This window comes from Nonomuraea guangzhouensis (genome assembly GCF_019396345.1).
Lineage (GTDB): Bacteria > Actinomycetota > Actinomycetes > Streptosporangiales > Streptosporangiaceae > Nonomuraea > Nonomuraea guangzhouensis.
Genome location: NZ_JAHKRM010000063.1, coordinates 1 through 17,677 on the forward strand (window position 1 = coordinate 1; position 17,677 = coordinate 17,677).

General features: G+C 68.4%; 21 protein-coding genes and 3 pseudogenes. 5 read left to right on the plus strand and 19 right to left on the minus strand.

Annotated features, from left to right (window positions below; genetic code table 11):
* Positions 1 to 163 (plus strand): annotated as a pseudogene (locus KME78_RS65735) (succinate dehydrogenase/fumarate reductase iron-sulfur subunit); the annotation flags it as partial.
* Here KME78_RS65735 and KME78_RS60960 read toward each other — a convergent pair.
* From KME78_RS60960 to lanL, 5 genes are all read right to left on the minus strand, one after another.
* The gene (locus tag KME78_RS60960; RefSeq protein ID WP_219539456.1) at positions 153 to 770 is read right to left on the minus strand and encodes a bifunctional DNA primase/polymerase; all 618 of its coding nucleotides are present in this window, start codon (positions 768 to 770) and stop codon (positions 153 to 155) included. The pseudogene KME78_RS65735 and the gene KME78_RS60960 sit on opposite strands and share 11 nt — an antisense overlap.
* A 650-nt stretch (positions 771 to 1,420) precedes the next feature.
* The gene (locus KME78_RS60965) at positions 1,421 to 1,747 is read right to left on the minus strand and encodes a thioredoxin family protein (RefSeq protein WP_219539457.1); all 327 of its coding nucleotides are present in this window, start codon (positions 1,745 to 1,747) and stop codon (positions 1,421 to 1,423) included.
* A gap of 106 nt (positions 1,748 to 1,853) precedes the next feature.
* On the minus strand, positions 1,854 to 2,207 hold the full coding sequence (locus KME78_RS60970; protein ID WP_246654969.1) for a DNA-binding domain-containing protein: 354 nt from the start codon (positions 2,205 to 2,207) through the stop codon (positions 1,854 to 1,856).
* A gap of 413 nt (positions 2,208 to 2,620) precedes the next feature.
* The gene (locus KME78_RS60975) at positions 2,621 to 3,100 is read right to left on the minus strand and encodes a lanthionine synthetase LanC family protein (protein WP_219539459.1); all 480 of its coding nucleotides are present in this window, start codon (positions 3,098 to 3,100) and stop codon (positions 2,621 to 2,623) included.
* On the minus strand, positions 3,025 to 5,250 hold the full coding sequence (gene lanL, locus KME78_RS60980; protein ID WP_219539460.1) for a class IV lanthionine synthetase LanL: 2,226 nt from the start codon (positions 5,248 to 5,250) through the stop codon (positions 3,025 to 3,027). The genes KME78_RS60975 and lanL overlap by 76 nt, the downstream gene beginning before the upstream one ends.
* A gap of 125 nt (positions 5,251 to 5,375) precedes the next feature.
* On the opposite strand from lanL, the pseudogene KME78_RS60985 reads away from it, so the two are divergent.
* Positions 5,376 to 5,702, plus strand: a pseudogene (locus tag KME78_RS60985) (transposase); the annotation flags it as partial.
* A gap of 179 nt (positions 5,703 to 5,881) precedes the next feature.
* Here the strand turns inward: KME78_RS60985 and KME78_RS60990 are convergent.
* The 11 genes from KME78_RS60990 to KME78_RS61040 all read right to left on the minus strand — a co-directional run bounded on the left by KME78_RS60990 (position 5,882) and on the right by KME78_RS61040 (position 14,798).
* Positions 5,882 to 6,250 (minus strand): hypothetical protein, encoded by a 369-nt coding sequence (locus tag KME78_RS60990; RefSeq protein ID WP_219539461.1) that lies wholly within the window; start codon positions 6,248 to 6,250, stop codon positions 5,882 to 5,884.
* A 154-nt stretch (positions 6,251 to 6,404) separates the two neighbouring features.
* Complete coding sequence (locus tag KME78_RS60995) at positions 6,405 to 6,767, minus strand: hypothetical protein (RefSeq protein WP_219539462.1); 363 nt, start codon at positions 6,765 to 6,767, stop codon at positions 6,405 to 6,407.
* Positions 6,768 to 6,833: 66 nt separating this feature from the next.
* On the minus strand, positions 6,834 to 7,121 hold the full coding sequence (locus KME78_RS61000; protein WP_219539463.1) for a hypothetical protein: 288 nt from the start codon (positions 7,119 to 7,121) through the stop codon (positions 6,834 to 6,836).
* Positions 7,122 to 7,225: 104 nt separating this feature from the next.
* A complete protein-coding gene (locus KME78_RS61005; RefSeq protein WP_219539464.1) occupies positions 7,226 to 8,698 on the minus strand; it encodes a hydrogenase large subunit in 1,473 nt (490 codons plus the stop codon).
* Complete coding sequence (locus KME78_RS61010; protein WP_219539465.1) at positions 8,695 to 10,155, minus strand: proton-conducting transporter transmembrane domain-containing protein; 1,461 nt, start codon at positions 10,153 to 10,155, stop codon at positions 8,695 to 8,697. Before KME78_RS61010 ends, KME78_RS61005 begins: the two co-directional genes overlap by 4 nt.
* Complete coding sequence (locus tag KME78_RS61015; RefSeq protein WP_219539466.1) at positions 10,155 to 10,814, minus strand: hypothetical protein; 660 nt, start codon at positions 10,812 to 10,814, stop codon at positions 10,155 to 10,157. The genes KME78_RS61010 and KME78_RS61015 overlap by 1 nt, the downstream gene beginning before the upstream one ends.
* A 7-nt stretch (positions 10,815 to 10,821) precedes the next feature.
* Positions 10,822 to 11,754 carry a respiratory chain complex I subunit 1 family protein gene (locus KME78_RS61020; RefSeq protein WP_219539467.1) on the minus strand — a complete coding sequence of 311 codons (933 nt, stop codon included), beginning with the start codon at positions 11,752 to 11,754 and terminating at the stop codon, positions 10,822 to 10,824.
* On the minus strand, positions 11,751 to 13,748 hold the full coding sequence (locus KME78_RS61025) for a proton-conducting transporter transmembrane domain-containing protein (protein WP_219539468.1): 1,998 nt from the start codon (positions 13,746 to 13,748) through the stop codon (positions 11,751 to 11,753). Before KME78_RS61025 ends, KME78_RS61020 begins: the two co-directional genes overlap by 4 nt.
* The gene (locus tag KME78_RS61030) at positions 13,745 to 14,224 is read right to left on the minus strand and encodes an NADH-quinone oxidoreductase subunit B family protein (RefSeq protein WP_219539469.1); all 480 of its coding nucleotides are present in this window, start codon (positions 14,222 to 14,224) and stop codon (positions 13,745 to 13,747) included. Before KME78_RS61030 ends, KME78_RS61025 begins: the two co-directional genes overlap by 4 nt.
* Before the next feature lie 43 nt (positions 14,225 to 14,267).
* Positions 14,268 to 14,618, minus strand: a complete 351-nt coding sequence (locus KME78_RS61035) for an ArsR/SmtB family transcription factor (protein ID WP_219539470.1) — start codon at positions 14,616 to 14,618, stop codon at positions 14,268 to 14,270.
* Positions 14,619 to 14,621: 3 nt separating this feature from the next.
* Positions 14,622 to 14,798, minus strand: coding sequence for a hypothetical protein (locus KME78_RS61040; RefSeq protein WP_219539471.1), 177 nt, complete (start codon positions 14,796 to 14,798; stop codon positions 14,622 to 14,624).
* Positions 14,799 to 15,081: 283 nt separating this feature from the next.
* Between KME78_RS61040 and KME78_RS61045 the strand changes: the two genes are divergently transcribed.
* The 3 genes from KME78_RS61045 to KME78_RS65740 all read left to right on the plus strand — a co-directional run bounded on the left by KME78_RS61045 (position 15,082) and on the right by KME78_RS65740 (position 16,523).
* The gene (locus tag KME78_RS61045; RefSeq protein WP_219539472.1) at positions 15,082 to 15,759 is read left to right on the plus strand and encodes a FadR/GntR family transcriptional regulator; all 678 of its coding nucleotides are present in this window, start codon (positions 15,082 to 15,084) and stop codon (positions 15,757 to 15,759) included.
* Between the two features lie 77 nt (positions 15,760 to 15,836).
* The gene (locus KME78_RS61050) at positions 15,837 to 16,013 is read left to right on the plus strand and encodes a hypothetical protein (RefSeq protein WP_219539473.1); all 177 of its coding nucleotides are present in this window, start codon (positions 15,837 to 15,839) and stop codon (positions 16,011 to 16,013) included.
* A gap of 174 nt (positions 16,014 to 16,187) precedes the next feature.
* Positions 16,188 to 16,523, plus strand: coding sequence for a hypothetical protein (locus KME78_RS65740; protein WP_246654967.1), 336 nt, complete (start codon positions 16,188 to 16,190; stop codon positions 16,521 to 16,523).
* Between the two features lie 112 nt (positions 16,524 to 16,635).
* Here KME78_RS65740 and KME78_RS68355 read toward each other — a convergent pair.
* The 3 genes and pseudogenes from KME78_RS68355 to KME78_RS61065 all read right to left on the minus strand — a co-directional run.
* Positions 16,636 to 16,830: pseudogene (locus KME78_RS68355) on the minus strand (hypothetical protein); the annotation flags it as partial.
* Entirely contained in the window at positions 16,805 to 17,326 is a 522-nt protein-coding gene (locus KME78_RS61060) for a pyridoxamine 5'-phosphate oxidase family protein (RefSeq protein WP_308127589.1), read from the minus strand. The gene KME78_RS61060 and the pseudogene KME78_RS68355, both read right to left, overlap by 26 nt.
* Complete coding sequence (locus tag KME78_RS61065; protein ID WP_219539476.1) at positions 17,233 to 17,676, minus strand: pyridoxamine 5'-phosphate oxidase family protein; 444 nt, start codon at positions 17,674 to 17,676, stop codon at positions 17,233 to 17,235. Before KME78_RS61065 ends, KME78_RS61060 begins: the two co-directional genes overlap by 94 nt.
* Between the last annotated feature and the right edge of the window lies 1 nt (position 17,677).

The following is a 17,677-nucleotide window of genomic DNA, read 5'->3' on the forward strand; positions in this document are numbered from 1 at the left end:
GGGCTACTGCAACATCACCAAGTGCTGCACCGAGGTCTGCCCCGAGCACATCAAGATCACCGACAACGCGCTCATCCCGATGAAGGAGCGCGTGGCGGACCGGAAGTACGACCCGATCGTGTGGCTGAGCAACAAGATCTGGCGCCGGCCCTCTAGCCGATGACCTTCGTATAGGCGGTGACTACAGCGTTGATCACGAGATCGACGTCGGCCAGGGCACTGATGTGCTGGGTAAGAGGCCGGTGCCAGTTGTATGTCTGGTCCGGCCCCAGGCGCGAGGGTGGGGCCACCACGTAAGATCCACGTTGATACAACCGCAGGTCCGGATGGCTGCGCCGCGGCAACCGCTTGGGAAGCCGCCCAAGAAGGCTGAGAGCGCCCCCGGCTTCGACCCAGACCTGGCGCCGTCCGCCGGGAGTCGCCACCACGGGAATATTGACGTTGCCTGCCCAGCGCAGCCTGTGCAACGCGGCTTCCGCCACAGGGATAGGCAGGTCGAGTACATCGAAGTGCCCGATCAGTGGCACCATGAGATTGGCGTTCGTCCATTCTCCCGACCACCATTGAGCCAGCAGCGAGGGTTGGTTGGAAGCCCAGCGCAGCCAGTCGTGCATCAGCGGATGGCTGCCGGGACGGCGACAGGTCGCGTCGCCACACGAGCATGTACCTCCCTCGACGATGTAGCTGCCGGGCGTGAGGACGACGCCGTAACGGGCCAGTTCGAGAGCTGCCGAGTAGAGGGCTCCACCGTCGGGCAAGGGATGGCGCACAAGGCTCCTCGGGAATCTTGAACCGGTCTGCCGAACACGGGGCAGATTAAGGTAGCTCACATAGCAATTGCTAAGATTAGCAAGTTCCTAGATGAAGAAGTCGGTACGGGTTGATCCGATGCTTATCGCGGCCACGGCCACAGCCCTGTGCGTCGGCTGTCGAGCGGTCACCAGCAGGACGACGCCACCTTGGGGAGCGGCCGGAATGCGCCAGAAACGGGCCGCGCGGAAGCCGTCGACGGCTCTGAGCAGCGGCTTTGATTGGTGATCCCGTACCGCTGTCCACCACGGACATGGCCCCTCGTACGGAGCCGTGCTGCGCCGAGGCCCCTGCCTGGACCTGGCAGGCAAGGTGGCCGTGAAGATGGGCAACGTTTGTGGGTACCGGGACGTCTGTTGCGCCACCTGATAGAAGCTGTATCGGTCGCGCTCTCGATTGATCGGCATCCTGACCGGCAGGAGATCAAGGGAGGCCGGCACACGCTGGCGTACGCCCCATGGCTGCTGAACCTTTCCTGGTCGGGTGATCTGCGGGCTGGTTTCCGGCATGGTCTTCGCCGGGGTCACCATGTGGTTCGCCTTTAGCCAGCCGCCAGGTATGGCCGACATGGTTACCAAGACCGAGGAGACATCCAGCCGGTGGACGCCTCCTACAGTTCGGTGTCGCTGTCGGCGACTGCGCGGAGGGCCTGCCGGAGCTGATCCAGGCCGGGCGCTCCGGCTGGGCCGTCGGGGGTGCGATAGAGCCGGCAGGACAGCGACGATGGGGCGCCGGGCTCGGCGAACGGGTCGCGGCCATCGATCAGGATCGTCGGCGATCCGGTGAAACCGTACCGCTCGGCCTCGGCCTGGTCGGCGATCACGTGGGTGGTGAGGTCGGTGGTGCTCAGCCCAGTCTCGGCCAGGGCCTGTCGCAGCCGCTCTGCCGCGAGTTGCTGGTTGGGGCAGTCCGGCACCGTCAGGACCTTGATCTCCACATCTGCAGTATCGCGCATCCCGGGTCGTACGGGCCGAAGGGGCCCCGCTGCCCGGGCAGCGCGCCGAGCAGCGGGGCACCGCTCTTCCTGCTGTGTGGTCCGGGGATCACTCGCCCGCCTCTTCGCCGAGGACCTGGCGCTGGAGGCGGTCCATCAGCTCGGGGGTGCTGCTGCTGCCCGGTCCGGTGAGGCGGGCGCGGATCGGCCGGCGCGGACCGATAATCGCCGCCTCGTCCTGCGCGTCGTGTAGGCGGCGCGCCCCGTCGGCGCCCTCCCGCGCCGCGGCTGCTGCCGCCGGATCCAGCGCCTCGATCCGCCGCGCCAGCGTGCTGCGGGCCGGCACCGGCAGCCCGCCCACCCGGCAGCGGCGTACGACCTCCCGGTAGACCGCCGCCACCGAGCGCCGCCGCCGGTCCAGATACCGCGAACGGATCACCTCGGCCATCACCGCCTCGGCCATCACCGGCAACCGGCCTAGCCTCCGACTGGCATACCGCCACGTCCCACGCCTCATCCGGGGCAGTCAGCACGCCCCGTTCAATGATCTGCGCCCGCCCGCCTCCATGCCGGGACCTCACCGTCGCGCACGCGAGTACGGAACAACTGCAGTTCCAACGGGGGTCTCCGTTGCTCGGCAGGGGTGTGCGGCCGCCCGGGGACGGCCGGACACCACGTTCGTCCTATGCCGGCGCGGCGTCGGGCATGCGGTTGTCCTGATAGCGGGGGGTCTACCTCGGTGCACTGGCCCGAGGTCCAGTCGGTGTCGCAGCACCTCTCCGGTTCCAGCGTGTGCGCGTCGGTTTCGGGCAGTTCCTGGAGTTCGAGCACGTGGCTGTCCATGTGGTGTCTCCCTTTTCTTGTGGTGCCCGGCGGTCAGTCGGTGTCGACCAGCCAGGCGCGGTTCCCGCCGTGTTCGAGTCGCAGCAGGAAATCCAGGACGCCGGCCAGGCCGAGGTTGTAGGCCGCGCTGACCTCGCGCAGAGTGTCGTCGGGAATGAGCAGCAGCCCCTCACGCACGGTGGCACGGGCGTGCAGGCAGGCGGCGGTCTGCGCGGCCCACTGGCGGTAGCGGCGCTCGCCGGTGGCGTCGGCCACATCGAGCAGGAGTTCGCCGTTGCCTGCCGCCCCGTGGCAGGTGCTCGGGCCCAGCCGGGCGCGGTCGCGGTGGACGGCGTGCGCGGCGCGTTCGGCGTACTCGCGAAAGCGCGCCTCGCCGGTGGCGCGCCACAGCCGGATCAGGAACGTGCCGATGCCGGAGGCGCCGTGACACCAGAAGTTCAGACGGTGCGGTCGGTCTGCCCGGGCGCCTTGGGCCAGTCGGCGGCGTCGCCGCGGGTGCGGGCGGCCGCGCACAGGATGTGCCCGGCGTCGGTGGCGGCCTCGACCAGGTCCGTGCGGTCCAGGGCACGGCCCGCGGCCAGCAGGTAGGTGGCTTTCCCGGCGGTGCCGTGCGCGAATCCGTACGGCATGGACGCCAGCGCCTCGCCGCGGCCGGGGATGCCGGCGCCGGTCAGGTTCAGGAGTCGGTCGGCGCAATGGGCGGCGCGTTCGGCGAAGCGCATCTCGCCGGTGGCGTGCCACAGGTGCAGTTGTGCCAGGCCGGCCCCGGCCAGGCCGTGACAGATGTCGGGGTTGGTGCCGTCGAGCGGAATGTTCAAGGCGTATCGGCGTGCAGAGTCGGCCAGTTCGTCGTCGCCGAGGGTAAGGGCGGCGTCATGCAGCGCCCAGACGGTGCCGGAGCGGCCGAAGTACAGGCCGGGCAGGACTCGGTCGGGTTCAGCCAGTCGGCGCTCCAGCCAGTGGGCCGCGGCGCGCAGGGTGGCTTCGGCGCAGTGTTCGCCGCAGCGTACAGCCCGGTCGAGAACGGACAGCACGCCGGCTGCGCCCAGTTGGACGGCGCATGGGTCGCCGGGTGGTGCCGAGCGGGGGCGTGGCCACAGGTGTTCGCCGTCCGGGGTGATGGTCGCGGCCAGGTGCGCCAGGCCGTCGTTGATCAGCCGCCGGCGGGTGTCGCGGGTCAGCGTCGGGCCGGCGGCCGCGGGGGCGGCGCCGGGGGGCCGGCGCAGGAAGCCGGCGGCGTCTTCGATCGTCCAGCGGCCCGGAAGGTCGGCGGTCAGGCCTAGGACGAGGGGGGCGAGGGCGCGCAGCGCGGGCGCGGCGGGGGCGGCGGTGTCCACGAGCACCGCGACGCGTTCGCCAGCGTCGCGCAGGGCGGGGGAATCCGGGGCGAGCTGGGGGATGAGGCCACAGGCCACGTGCAGGAGGGTGGCCCCCAGGCTGTAGCAGTCCACCGCCGGGCCGGGCGCGGGCGGGAACGCCCCATCATCCTGATCGCCGTGGTCGGGGTGATCGAGATATTCCGGTGCGGTGAACCCGCGGGTGCCTACCACTGGGGCGCGCTCGCCGACGCCGATCGCGCATTCCAGGTCGATCAGGACGGGCGTGTCGTCGGGCGTGACCATGACGTTGCCGGGCTTGAGGTCGCGCAGCACGAACCCGGCGGCGTGGGTCGCGCCGATCAGCCGGGTGAGTGCGCGGGCGAGCCTGAAGGCGACCGGAGCCGGGATCGGGACGCCGTCGCGTGCCAGTCGCTCGGCACACCAGCGCGCCAGGTTCGTTCCGGGGATCAGGTCCTGGACGAGGAAGAGGTGCCCGGCGGCCTCGAACACCCCGCGCACCGCCGGGGTGATGCCCAGCGGCGCGAGCCGCGCCAGGACGTCGCCCTCGTGCCGCAACCAGTGCCGGGCGTCCCTGCCGGACGCGTCGGCGCCCACGTGCGGACGGGCCTCCTTGATCAGCACGTCCTCGCCGGTGTACCGGTCCCGCGGCCGGTAGATGCCGCCGCGGTTGGAGTGGCGGACGGCCTCCTCGACGCGATAGCGGCCGGCCAGGATCACGGGGTCGCCGCGCCGGTGATCGGATCCGGCGGGCACGGGCGGTTCGAATGGCAGAGGGGCCCAGGGCGGGGGCGAGAACCACGGGTTGCGCTCGTCCGCGACGAACGTCCCGTCCGGAGCCCGCAGCACCCCCTCGTACAGTCCCTCGTCGTTGAGCCGGCGCGAGGACGCGAAGCCTCCGTAGCGGTAGTGGACGAGGCTGTCGGGCCGGTACCGCCGATCGGAGAGGATCGCCGGCCCGGCCAGGCCGAGCGTGGCCTCGTGCAGCAGTCCGGCGAGCGTGCGCAACTGCTCATCGTCGGCCGGATAGGCGGTGAGGAACTTGCCCGCCTGACCACGCGGGGCCCGGGCGGAAATGAGATCCGCGGTGACCTCGGGCGAGACCGCGAACTTGAAGGCGCACCCGTGGGCCACCAGGACTCGCGCCGCGCGCTCAAGGACGTGCGGCGCGGACGGCGGGGTCGCCGACAAGTGCAGCTTCCAGCCCTGCTCCCGGCGGGTATGACGCGGCGGGGTGACCATGCACCAGATCTCGCCGTCACGCAAGGTCCACCCCGTGACGAGACCCCCCGACAACACGCGGTTGGTAATCGCCTGATAGCTCATTGTCACCATTCGAGGATAGTCCGGCGAAGAAGGGCCCGCCCGCCTGCGCAGTGCGCGCGTTCATGCTGATGTAGGGGCGTCGGTCACCGTCAGCACCCGGGGCCCGGACCTTCCCGCCAGGACCGGCCTGGTCGGCCGATGGTCACCGGATCAAAGCGCCGCTGGACTACGCCCGAGGGCCGGACAAGACCTGCGTGTACGGCGCACTGCGGGTGGCTGACGGCAGTGCGCTGACGATGACCGCCCCCCGCAACAGTGTCTGCTACCAGCAGTTCCTGCAGCAGGTGGAGGACGCCAACCCTGGTGACGGTGACATCTGGGTGATCGCCGACAACCTGTCCAGCCACAACAGCCTGACCATCCGCGAGTGGTTGGCCGGCCATCCCCGGATACGGCACGCCTTCATCCCCGTCGGCGCCTGCTGGCTCTTCCCCATCAAGTTTGCGTGTTGAAGTTCTTGCCGCTCTGTTTGGCTGCCGTCTTGATGCCCAGCGGAGCAAGCCGGAGCATCGCGGTGCCGGGCGGACGAAGCGGCCGCAGCGCCGCTGAACGTGAAGCGCCGCCGGACCCTGGTGATGGGGCCGGCGGCGGACGGCCTTGGCGGCCGGGGATCAGGTCAGGAACTGAAGGCTCATGACCACGTGCACGGGCCGGGGCGGGCCGATTGGACATGGAAGCCGAAGTCCTCGACGCTCTCCTGCGGCGCGACTTCGCGGCGGTCGCCGTTGAAGCCGGGCGCCGAGAAGAAGCACCAGGGCTCGGGGGTCTGGTTCACCGCCGCGACGACGGGCGGGGCGAGGTAGGGCTCGCCGCTGGTGATGATCCTGAACACGCCCGCCACGTTGAGGGCGCAGACCCCGACAACTCCGGGGCAGGACAGCGGGGCGGCGGCCTGGCCGGCAGTTGCGGTGGGAGCCGTGGCGGAGGCGGGCAGGGCCAGGCCGGCGGCGGCCGTGGCCGTGGCCAGCAGTACTGCGGCTCTGCGGAGGAGGGTCGTCATAGGGGACTCCTTTGCCGTGCGGGAATATCAGCTGTGGCGGACACCTCACTCAACAGCATTATGTAGTTAAACGACAACACAGAGTAACTAAAGCCTGGCGTTCGTGCTCGTCTGTGCCCTCAAAGACCGTTCGAGGAGATCAGAGACAACTTCCTCAGCGCCGACGGTGGAGCGGGGCGACGTTCGGTTCGGGCAGGTCCAGCTGCTCCCGCAGCTCCTGATTCTCCAGCGTGAGCTGGTGGACGGCTCGGACCAGAGTGGGGACGTCCTGTCTGATCTGGGCGAGCTCCTTGTTCTTGTTCACGATCGTCTTCTTCAGCTTGGTGATGGTGTCGCGCAGGCGCACTTCGACATCAGGGGTCGCTCCGCGTGCTTTGACGCGCTCGTAGAACTCGTTCTTCAGGTCGGGATGCCGCTGGGTAAGGGCGTTGCGAGGGACGTCGGCTTCCTGAGCGAGCGCGACGATGGTGAGGGCGCCGTTCGAGTTCTCGGGGGTGCCGTCCAGGATGCGGTCCATCGCGGCGCGGATGCGTTCGCGTTCGTCGGGGGCGGGGCGTGGCCGTGCTCGACAGACGCATGGTTTCTAGGCATCTTCGAGCAAGCCCGAGCAGCGGCTGAAGTCGCACAGATCGGCACAGACACGGGCCTGGTGGGAGAAGGCCTCGGTGTCGGCGCGGGACAACGATTCCCAGCACAGCGCGTCGGCCAACGCCAGTGCACGGGTGGCCACGGATGGCAGCGCCGCGATCGCCGCCGTTTCCGCCTCGCATCGCAGCCGGGCGATGTCGCGCTCTGACGATGTGTCGCTGGTAACAGCTTGCAGTTGGCCTAGCAGGAGCGACAACTCGCCAGCGAGATATTGCCACGTCATGCCCCGCACCTCCTCCCTTCAGGGAGGAGACCAGCGTAACTCCGGACCGTGATCGCCCTACGAGAGGGTGATGGTATTAGGGCTGGCCGACGACGAGGAGCTGATCACAGGTCGTTGCCCGCGTAGGAGAGGTTGAAGCTCTTGTTGACGAGGGGGAAGTCCGGCACGATCGCCCCGGTGAGAGCGGCGGGCAGCGCCGGCCAGTTGAAGAACGAAGGATCAACGATCTTCACGCGGGCGAGCGTGCCATAGGCGGTCAGCTGCACGCGATGGACGATAGCCCCGCGCCAGCCTTCGACGACGCCGACACCGGAGGAGGAGCCATCCGACAGCGGGCGGATCCCCCCGCTGGGAGTGAGTTCGCCTACCAGACGGGTGATCAGCGCAATGGAGGCGGCGATCTCGTCGGCGCGGATCTGGAAGCGGGCGAGCACATCCCCGCTGGTGCGCGTAGCCGGCTGGAAATGGCCGAGGTCGGTGAAGGGGTGATCGCGGCGGGCATCGAGGTCGAGGCCGCTGGCCCGGGCGACGTAACCGAGCGTGCCGAGGTCGCGGGCGGCTTGTTCGGGCAGGATGGCGGTGCCGGTGAAGCGGTCGGCCACGACGGTGTGCCCGAGGGCGAGTTCGGCGATCTCGGCGACGTCGGCGCCGATGTCCGCCAGCCGCGCGGGCTCGGGCAGGGCACGCAGCGCGACCCCGCCGAGGGTGACGCCCCCGCGTAGCAACCGGTGCCCGGCGACCGCGTCGTTGATGCGCAGGAGTTGCTCGCGGACCCGCCCGGCTTGGGCGTGCAGGATGGCGTGGGCGACGTCGTTGCACAGGGCGCCCAGGTCGGTGACATGGTTGTAGAGGCGTTCGAGTTCCAGGAGCATGGCCCGGCCATGCTGTGCTTCTTCCGGCACGTCGGTGCCGGTGGCTTCCTCGATCGCCAGGCAGTAGGCGAGGGCGTGGCCCACGGTGGTGTCGCCGCTGACGCGTTCGGCCAGTTGCAGCCCGTCGGCGGGGTGGCGGCCCTCGAAGAGCTTTTCGATGCCCTTGTGCACGAACCACAGTCGGGCCTTGAGCTTGAGTATCGTCTCGCCGACTACGGAGAAGCGGAAGTGGCCGGGCTCGATGAGTCCGGCGTGCACGGGGCCGACCGGGATCTCGTAGACGCCGGGTCCTTCGACGGTGACGAACGGGTAGGGCCCTTCCGGGTCGCCGAAGGAGGGCGGGGGGCCGGCGTCCGTACGCATCGGATACCAGCCGCGCGGCCAGTGGTGGTGGCGGACCAGCCGGCGCGGCAGCGGGTGATCGAGAGGCGTGATCCCATACAAGTCGTGCATCTCGCGTTCGAAGCGGCCCGCGGGGAAGGACAGGGCGGCGATGCTGGGGACCACAGGATCGCCTGGCGGCAGGTGCAGGCGCAGCTCGGTACGCCGATCGGGGTTCGGCGCGATGAAGAGGTAGGCGACGCCGAAGCCGTGTGCTTCCTCTTGCGCCGAGATCAGAGCGAGACGGTGGTCCTCGGCGAGCAGCGTTGCGGCGGTGGAAGCCAGCTCGGAGGGGCTGATGTTGGCGATGGTGCGGTGGGTCATGGGGTTGCTCCGGCGATAGCGGCGGCTCCCTGGAGCAGGTCGTTGAGCGGGCTCGTGGTGATGCCCAGGATCGCGCAGGCAACCAAGGCCGCGATCACCGGCACGGCGGCGGTTTTGGGCAGGAGAACGGCTTGCGTGGTGGTGCCGGGGGAGCCGAGCAGCATGCGCCGCCCGTGCTGCCCGACAGCGGCGACGATGACCAGCATGAGCAGCAGAGCCAGCGCGATCGCCCAGCCCAGACCTGCGGAGAATCCGGCCCGTACGATGCCGAGCTCGCTGGCGAACAGACTGAACGGCGGCATGCCGAGCAGGGCGAGCAGCCCGAGCGCGAAGGTCCCCGCGAGCAGGGGTGAGCGCAGCACGAGGCCGCGTACCGCGTCGATGCGGCTGCTGCCGACTGCCTGGTTGATGTGACCGGAGGACAGGAACAGCGCGGACTTGCCGAGTCCGTGGCCGAGGATGTGCAGCAGTACGGCGACCAGTGCCAGCCTGGTGCCGATCGCGGCTCCGAGGGCGAGCAGGCCCATGTGCTCGATGCTGGAGTAGGCGAGCAGCCGCTTGTAGTCGCGCTGTCCGAGCAGGAGCGCAGCGGCGACGGCGAGCGAGGCGAGGGCCGCGGAGACCAGGAGGATCCGCATGGCCGTCGGGCCCAGCGCCGCGTCGATGATCACTTTCACCCGCAGGATCGCGTAGAACGCCACGGACAACAGCACGCCGGACATCAGCGCCGATACCGGAGCCGGTGCCTGGCTGTGTGCGTCGGGCAGCCAAGCATGCATCGGGGCCAGCCCGGCCTTGGTGCCGAAGCCCAGCACGAGCAGCACGGCCGCGATGCGCATCACTCCTGGATCGAGGCCGGCGGCGTGCCGCGCCAGGGTCGCGCCGTCCAGAGCGGCCGGCGTGGCCAGGCCGGCGTGCAGGGCGGCGTAGTGCACGATCACAATGCCCAGGAACGCCAGCACGATCCCCACCGAGCAGATGACGACGTACTTCCAGGCCGCCTCTGTCGCCTGCTTGCTCTTGTGGAAGCCGACCAGGAAGGCAGTCAGGATCGTGGTCGCCTCGATCGCCACCCACATCACGCCGAGATTGGAGGCGATGACCGCGAGCGTCATCGCGGCGATGAAGGTTTGAGTGAGCACGCCGTACCGTCTGGCCGCCCTGGGCACGGTGTGCCCCGCGGCCAGCTCGGCGGCGAGATAGGCGGGGCTGGCCAGCATCGCCAGAAAAGACACGGCGCCGATCACGACCAGCATGAACGAGCTGAGCGCGTCCACTCGGAGCAATCCCCACAACGTCACGGCCTGTCCTGCCCCTGACAGGACGATGGCCGAGGCGAGCAGCCCGCCTGCGGCAAGCGCTCCGAGCCAGGCGGTGCCCCTGTTCCAGCCGAGCAGCCAGTAGCCGCCCGCCGCCAGGACGGGCAGCAGCACCGGCGCCAATACCGCGAGTGTCATCAGTCGTGCAGCTCCCTCAGCTCGTCGAGGTCGGTGCCGCCGAACGCGGCCCGCATCCGGGTGGTGAGGACCTGCAGCACCAGTACGGCCAGGAGCACGTCTAGCGACACGCCCAGCTCGACCACCAGCGGGACCCCGCTGGTGGTCAGGAACGCGGTGGCGGTGACGGCGTTGTCTATCAGAAGGAAGCCCACCACCTGCGACAACGCCCGGCGCCTGGTGACCAGGACGAAGAAGCCGACCAGCAGCACGGTCAGCGCGATCGGCACGGCCTGCGTGGCGGGGCTGGGCGCCAGGCGGATCAGCGGTTGGGAGACCGCGTAGGCCAGCATGGCCAGCACCGAGGCGACCAGCAGCGAGGTGGCCACGTTGACCAGCGGCCGTGTCTCACGTCCCCCGCCGCCGGCGGCCAGGACGCGGCGCATGAAGTAGGGGAGCAGACCCGCGCGCAGCCCGCCCACGCCCACGCCCACCAGGACCAGCTCCACCTGCCTCTGATAGAGGCCGAGCACGACGACCAGGAAGGCCAAGGCGAGGCCCTGCAAGGCGAACAACCACACGATGGCCGCCAGGTCACGCCGCCACAGCACCAGCACCCCGGCCAGGAGGAACGCTCCGCAGGCCAGATCGAGCAGCAGCACATACACCGAGTCGCTCATGTCGTCCTCACGCCAGGAAGAAGGAGGCGGCCACGGCCAGCAGCGCCATCAGGAAGGATCCGGCCAGGAGCTCCGGCACGCGGAACAGCCGCAGCTTGGCCATGAACACCTCGCCGAGCGCGAGCAGCGTTCCCAGCGCCGCGACTTTGATCGTCAGGACGACGCCGGCGACCAGGAGGGCGACGGGCCCCACGTCGGTGGTGGCGATGCCCCATGGCGCGAACAGGCTGGCCAGCAGCCCGAGCAGGACCGACAGGCGGGCCGCGGAGGCCCATTCGATCAGGGCGAGGTCAGGGCCGGAGTATTCCAGCACCATCGCCTCATGGATCATGGTCAGCTCGAGGTGAGTGGAGGGATTGTCCACCGGGATACGGCCGGTCTCGGCGATGGTGACGATGGCCAGCGCGGCCGCGGCGAGCAGGCTCACAGGCGAGGCCACGGCCAGGGGATTCTCGGCGGTGGAGGTGACGATCGCGGCCAGATTTGTCGACCCCGCCCGTACGGACAATGCGAAGACCGACACCAGGATGGTCGGCTCCACCAGGGCGAGGATGGTCACCTCGCGGCTGGCGCCCATGCCGCCGAACGCGGTCCCGGTGTCCAGGCCGCCCAGGACCAGCGCCACGGACCCGAGCGCGAGCAGCGCGACCACGGCGAACAGGTCCGACACGCCGTCCAGAGGCGAGTCCGTGGCCACCAGCGGCACCGCCGCGGCCACCACGAGCGTCGTCCCGGCCAGCAGCAACGGTGCCAGCCGGAAGACCCAGCCGGTGCCGTCCGGGGTGGTGGGCTGCTTGCGGGCCAGCTTGCGCAGATCACGCCACGGCTGCAGCACCCCGGCTCCGGCCCGCCCCTCCAGGCGGGCACGAATCTGCCGCGTCATCCCGGCCAGCAGCGGCGCGCCGATCACGACGAGGATCACCTGAAGCACAGCGGTCATCGGATCACCGCCAGCACGATCAGTGCGACCGTCAGGGCGTAGAACCCGTAGGCCAGGTAGCGGTGCACGCTGCCGTTGGCCAGCTTGCGTGCCGAGCGGCCCAGCGCCGTCATCGCCGTCAGAATCGGCGTGTACAGGCGGTGTTCGATCCTGTCGGGTATCCACGCCTGGAAGCGCACCCGCTCCACCAGGTAAGCCGACTCCTTCACCGGTGTGACGTCCACATCGCTCTCCGGGGCCAGCACGTCGTCGAAGACCCGCTGCAGCGGCTCGGCGAAGGACGTCGCGGTGTACTCCATCCGGGCCGTCATCGGCCCGGCACCGCAGTCCCACAACCTCGCCCTGCGCCGTGCCCTGCGACTCGCCACCAGCCGCAGCACGGCCAGCACCAGGGCGACGGCGACCATCAGCGCGAGCGCGATCAGCAACGGCGACATCGCCCCCATCACGCCGTTGAGCCGCAGCGTCACCTGCCCGGACACCGCACGCGTCCCCGGGAAGACCTCCGCCACGGCCGCCACGAGAGCAGGCAGCACCACGGCCGGGGCCAGTGCCAGCACCGCACTGCAGGCGGCCGCCAGTCCCATGCCGCCTAGCATCGTGACGGGACTCTCCGTCGCCTGCTTCGCTTCGGCGCTGCGCGGCCTGGCCAGGAATCCGATGCCGAACGCCTTGACGAAGGTGGCCACCGCCAGCCCCGCCGAAAGCGCGATCACGCCCACGGCCAGCGGCATCGTCACCGCGCCCGCCACGCCGGACGCGGGCAGCGCATGGACCAGGCTCTGCAACAGCAGCCACTCGCTGACGAAGCCGTTGCCCGGCGGCAGCGCCGACGCGCACAGGGCGCCGATCGCGAACAGCACGGTGGTGTACGGCATGCGGTTCCGCAACCCGCCGAGCGCGTCGAGGTCGCGCAGGCCGGTGGCCCGGACTACCGAACCCGCCGACAGGAACAGCAGCGTCTTGAAGCCCGCATGATTGACCACATGCAACAACGCGGCCGTCAACGCCAAAGCGGCGAGCACGGTCGTTCCCGAGGCCGCGAAGAACCCGGCCGCGCCCACTCCGACCAGGACCACCCCCATGTTCTCCGTCGTGGAGTAGCCGAGCAGCCGCTTCAGATCGGAGGAGACGGCGGCCTGCAGAATGCCGTAGAGAGCCGACAGCGCACCTGCCCCGAGCGTGAGGAGCCACCACCAGTGCGGTCCGTCGCCCAGCAGATCCAGGCCGACCCTGGCGATGCCGTACACCCCCATGTTCACCATGGCCGCGCTCATCAGCGCCGACACATGGCTCGGCGCCTCCGGGTGGGCTCGGGGCAGCCACACATGCAGCGGCACGATGCCCGCCTTGGAGGCGAACCCGATCAACGTCGCCAGGAAGACCACGTTGCGCACCGCTGGGGGCAGCTCGGCAGTCCGCAACTGCTCGAAGGCCTCGCCACCGGCCTGCGCCGCGAACAGCGCCAAGCCGCCCAGGATAGCCGCGAACCCCAGATGGGTCATCACCGCGTACCAGAGGCCGGCCCGCCCTACCTCGGAGCGGTGCGCGTGCTCGGCCAGCACCAGCACCAGCGAGGTCACCGCCATCAACTCCCAGGCCACCAGCAGCGTGCTCACGCTTGCCGCCGCGGGGACCAGCAGCATCGCTCCCACGAACAACGGCAGCACGGCCTGCACGACTTTGCCGTACTCACCGGCATAGCCGATCGCGTACAGCGCCGCGCACACCGCCACGCCACCCGTCACCGCGACGAACACCCCGCCCAGCGGGTCCAGCGACAACCGCACACCGGCCAAGGGAAGCAACTCCGGTAGCCACGCGGTCCAGCGCTCTCCCATGAGCGCCGCCGCACCGGCGGCCACGCCGAACGCGCCGCCGCCCGCCGTACCCAGCCCCGTGATCAGGGCGCGGGCGCGAGTAGGCACCACCAGGGCAGCCGCCGCCGTCACCACACACAGGCTCAGCGCCGCGACCAACAACCAACCCGTCATCGACCGGTCAACTCGCGCAGCGCCGCGACGATCGCCTCCGGCCGGGGTGGGCAACCGGCCACCTCGATATCGACGGGAACCACGTCGCCGACCGCCCCGGCCACGCCGTACGCGCCCGCGAACACCCCGCAGTTACGCGCACAGTCACCCAATGCGACCACCAGTCGCGGTTCCGGCACGGCCTCATACGTCCGGCGCAGCGCCACCTCCATGTTGCGCGTCACCGGACCGGTGACCACCAGCACGTCCGCGTGCCGCGGCGAGGCCACCAGCCGCGCGCCGTATCGTTCAGCGTCATACACGGGCCCGAACGCGGAGGCGATCTCCACCTCACAGCCATTGCATGAGCCCGCGTCCACATGCCGGATCTGCACCGACCCGCCCAGCTCCGGGGCCTTGCTCTCCAAGCCGGGATCCTCTGGTGCCGGCTCGGCCACCCGCCCCGTCCTTTTGATCTTCCGCCACAAACTTGCCATGATGACTCCCTGCGTGGTGCTTTTCTGCAGAACAAGCGGGGGGTCACCCGGGTCGAGGGCGTTCGGCGTCGGCGTTGCGCAGTTCGGCGAGGAGTTCGCCCTGTCCAGCGATCATGTCGGTGAGGATCCGCCGTGCGGCCCGTAGCAGCTCGGCCACATCTACGCTGCTCAAAGCATAGACAACGGTGGCACCATCCCTGGTCGCCGTAACAATCCCCGCCCTGCGCAGCACCGCCAGCTGCTGCGACAGGTTCGACGACTCCACATCGATCATGGTCAGCAAGTCACGCACAGGTAGAGGACCCCGTTGCAGCAACTCCAGCACCTGGATGCGCACGGGATGGCCCAGCGTCCGGAAGAAATCCGCCTTGGCCTGATAGAGCGGGACAGGCATCGCTCAAGCCTCTTCCGCAGATGTCAGCGCGACGTGGTGGTCCTCGGCCAGGCGCAGCAGGCCCTCGAGGCCTGTCGTATGCACTCGCGCCGCGTAGGAGTCGCCGGACTCCAGCGCCGTACGCAGTTCCACAAATGGACCGCGCACACTGCGGCGCACGCCGTCAGCCAACTCCTCCACACCTGCCTCCGATCTGATGCAGGGTCTGCTGAACACATCATGTCCACAATTGAAGACTTCTTCAATAGCTTAGCTGCGCAGCGTCGCAGACGTCTTGCCGTTGGCAACTCTGCGTCAGTCACTCGCTTGGGGACGAACCTGTAGATGTTCTACCGTCTGCCCGGGGTGGTGGGCGGACGACGTCCCACACCCTTTATCATGGTTGCTGAACTTCGCAATTGCCTATACTGCTAGCTTCTCAACTTGTAAGCGGGGCGCATGCCATGGAGAGTGGGACGCGGTGATGACTCTGCACACGGCACGCCGCACGTCGCTCGTCGACCAGGTCATAGATCAGCTGACCGAGGAGATCGCCGGTGGATCTTGGCAGGTCAACGGAAAGATTCCTGCGGAGACTGTGCTCGCTGGGGAGCTCGGCGTTGGACGCAACACGGTGCGTGAGGCTGTCAGGGCGTTAACCCATGCCGGACTCCTGGAGTGCCGCCAGGGAGATGGCACCTACATTCGCGCGAGGAGCGAACTATCCGGCGTACTGCTGCGCAGGCTCCGCCAGGCGAAGCAACTGGAGATCTTCGAAGTTCGGCGGGCGGTGGAGATCGAGGCCGCACGGCTGGCCGCGTTGCACCGAACGGATCAGGACATCGCCCTGATCAACGCGGCTCTTACCGGACGCGAACGCGCCTGGCGGGGACGTGACCCCATCGTGTTCGTCGAGGTCGATCTCGCCTTCCACGATGCGGTGGCTCGCGCGACGCACAACCGCATGATGATCGAGATCTACATGGGCTTCTCATGCGAACTGCGATCCAACATCAAGGCTGCGGGCAGGCGCATGCGGGCGCCCCTGATCCCCCACGACGGCATCGCTCAAGCCATAGCCGCCGGTGATGTGGCCGGCGCCGAACGTGCCGCTCGTACATGCATGGAGGACATCCGAGAGGCGCTCACCCGATCGGATTGAACGCGGAGCCGGAGAGTAGTCAGTGCCACTGTAGACAATCCATAAGAGACCTGAATATCCCATAGAGGATTGAGATTATGTTCTATCGGAAATCGCTCGAGGAGCGCATCGCCGACCGCATGGCCAGGCGCAGGCCGCTTGAAGAAGGTAAAACCTTCGAGCATGGCCCCGCCAAGTTCGTGTTCATCAGCCTGATCGTGGCTGTGGTGGTCATGCACGTCGTGGGTATCGCCGTTGCCATGAGGTTCAGCTAGGCACACATTGTTCCAGACGGCGGACCTTGCAATGTTGCCCTATGCGGCAATCGGCGGTGCGCGGTAATCGTTGAGAACTCCAGCGGCGGTCAGTAATAGATGGCGGAATGCGGTTTCCGGCGATTGTAGAATTCTTCGATGTAGCGGATTGCCTGCTGTTTCGCCTCGGCTCGGATGGTGAACACATACCGCTTCAGCCGTCCGTTCTTCAACGAGGAAAAGACCGATTCCGATCGTTCACCGACTATCTCGCTTGCAACGGCGGTTGTTGCTGTGTCTCCAGTCTCCCTGGAAGTACTGCCGCAGCAGCCCGTTGATGTTCTCGCTGGTGCCGCGTTGCCAGGGGCTGTGCCCTGCGGCGGTGAGGCTCACTCGGCTTGGCCGAAGGTTTTGATCTCGTCCAGTTCCTGGGGTGACAGTTTGCGCGGCACCTCGCCGCGCTCGTTCTTCTCCCCGTTGGACGTGGTGGCGGATGTCGTCGACGATTTCCGGGTTGGCCAGGGCGGGTGATGTTGCCGACGTCGGCGACGTTGGAGCTGGACGTGATCACCCGGCGCATGATCTTCCCGGAGCGGGTCTTGGGCATGTCGGCGACGATCCATACGTTCTTCGGCCGGGCGATCTTCCCGATTTGCGTTTCGATGGCTATGGCCTCCATGGCCTCGAGGTCACGGCTCGGTGCAATGCTGGGTTTGCGCGCGATGAACATTTCCACCGCGTGGCCGCGTATCTCGTCCATCACCGGGACCGCTGCGGCCTCGGTCGCCTCGTCCAGCAGAGCTGGCCATGTGCTACGCCGAAGGCGAGCCGTCTTCATTGACAAGCTCGAAGCCTGTGATGATCTCGGGATGGATGCGAACGACGTAATCCATCTGATTCAACACCCACGGCCGCAACAGGCACTGATAGCGCGCGATCTCGGCTGGGTTGCGGATGAGCACGGCACGGCCCTGCACGATCACGCTCCAACCGAGATGCGAGACAGGGTCGATGGCGTCGGCCTCGTAGGCGACGACGACACCATCGTCGTGGACGGCGGAGACTATCGCGGCTCCGATATGGGTTCGGATGATGAGGTTCCTGTTATCTACCAGGTGGTTCACCGGCCGAATCGCCGGCAAGGCCTGCTGAGTGAATACGATCCTGCCCAGCGACACTCTGGCCAGCCGCCGCAGCGATTCCGCGCGCGGCAGTTCGTGTAGCCTTCGCGCCTGTCGACTCATCGCGAACCTTCGATGTACTGGCCGACATGCAAGCCGGTGACCAGCTCTGGCTGGATCCGCAGGACCAGATCGGCACGTCCGCCCTTCCATCCATCGAGCTGTGGCCCAACCCTTGCCAGTACCACGGGATCTGCCATGAGTGCCGCCCGGCCGCTCACGACAACGTTCCAGCCGAGGTGAGTGGCCGGGTCAACCAAGTTGGCCTGATAGACGATCATTGAGGTTCCGCGTGGGCCCAGGATGGCCGCGATCTCCGGCTCGTATAGGCAGCCGATCAGGAGGTGGTCGCCGTTCACGATGTGACTCACCAGCCGGATCGCGGGCATAGCCCGGCTGATGAAGGCGATCCGGCCGATGCCCACGTTACCCAGCAGCCGAAGAGATTTCTGGCGGGACAACTCGCGGAGCGTGCGAGGCTGCGGATCACTTGGGTGCTTCACA

Bases quoted from the DNA above. Each gene is read 5' to 3' on its own strand.
- KME78_RS61030 (WP_219539469.1), bottom strand. From the start codon at position 14,224: ATGGCAAGTTTGTGGCGGAAGATCAAAAGGACGGGGCGGGTGGCCGAG.
- KME78_RS61050 (WP_219539473.1), top strand. From the start codon at position 15,837: ATGTTCTATCGGAAATCGCTCGAGGAGCGCATCGCCGACCGCATGGCC.
- KME78_RS61010 (WP_219539465.1), bottom strand. From the start codon at position 10,155: ATGACACTCGCGGTATTGGCGCCGGTGCTGCTGCCCGTCCTGGCGGCG.
- KME78_RS61000 (WP_219539463.1), bottom strand. From the start codon at position 7,121: ATGACGTGGCAATATCTCGCTGGCGAGTTGTCGCTCCTGCTAGGCCAA.
- lanL (WP_219539460.1), bottom strand. From the start codon at position 5,250: ATGAGCTATCAGGCGATTACCAACCGCGTGTTGTCGGGGGGTCTCGTC.
- KME78_RS65740 (WP_246654967.1), top strand. From the start codon at position 16,188: ATGGTGAACACATACCGCTTCAGCCGTCCGTTCTTCAACGAGGAAAAG.
- KME78_RS61020 (WP_219539467.1), bottom strand. From the start codon at position 11,754: ATGACCGCTGTGCTTCAGGTGATCCTCGTCGTGATCGGCGCGCCGCTG.
- KME78_RS61035 (WP_219539470.1), bottom strand. From the start codon at position 14,618: ATGCCTGTCCCGCTCTATCAGGCCAAGGCGGATTTCTTCCGGACGCTG.
- KME78_RS61060 (WP_308127589.1), bottom strand. From the start codon at position 17,326: ATGGAAGGGCGGACGTGCCGATCTGGTCCTGCGGATCCAGCCAGAGCT.
- KME78_RS61005 (WP_219539464.1), bottom strand. From the start codon at position 8,698: ATGACCCACCGCACCATCGCCAACATCAGCCCCTCCGAGCTGGCTTCC.
- KME78_RS60990 (WP_219539461.1), bottom strand. From the start codon at position 6,250: ATGACGACCCTCCTCCGCAGAGCCGCAGTACTGCTGGCCACGGCCACG.
- KME78_RS60970 (WP_246654969.1), bottom strand. From the start codon at position 2,207: ATGGCCGAGGCGGTGATGGCCGAGGTGATCCGTTCGCGGTATCTGGAC.
- KME78_RS60995 (WP_219539462.1), bottom strand. From the start codon at position 6,767: ATGGACCGCATCCTGGACGGCACCCCCGAGAACTCGAACGGCGCCCTC.
- KME78_RS61025 (WP_219539468.1), bottom strand. From the start codon at position 13,748: ATGACGGGTTGGTTGTTGGTCGCGGCGCTGAGCCTGTGTGTGGTGACG.
- KME78_RS61045 (WP_219539472.1), top strand. From the start codon at position 15,082: ATGACTCTGCACACGGCACGCCGCACGTCGCTCGTCGACCAGGTCATA.
- KME78_RS61015 (WP_219539466.1), bottom strand. From the start codon at position 10,814: ATGAGCGACTCGGTGTATGTGCTGCTGCTCGATCTGGCCTGCGGAGCG.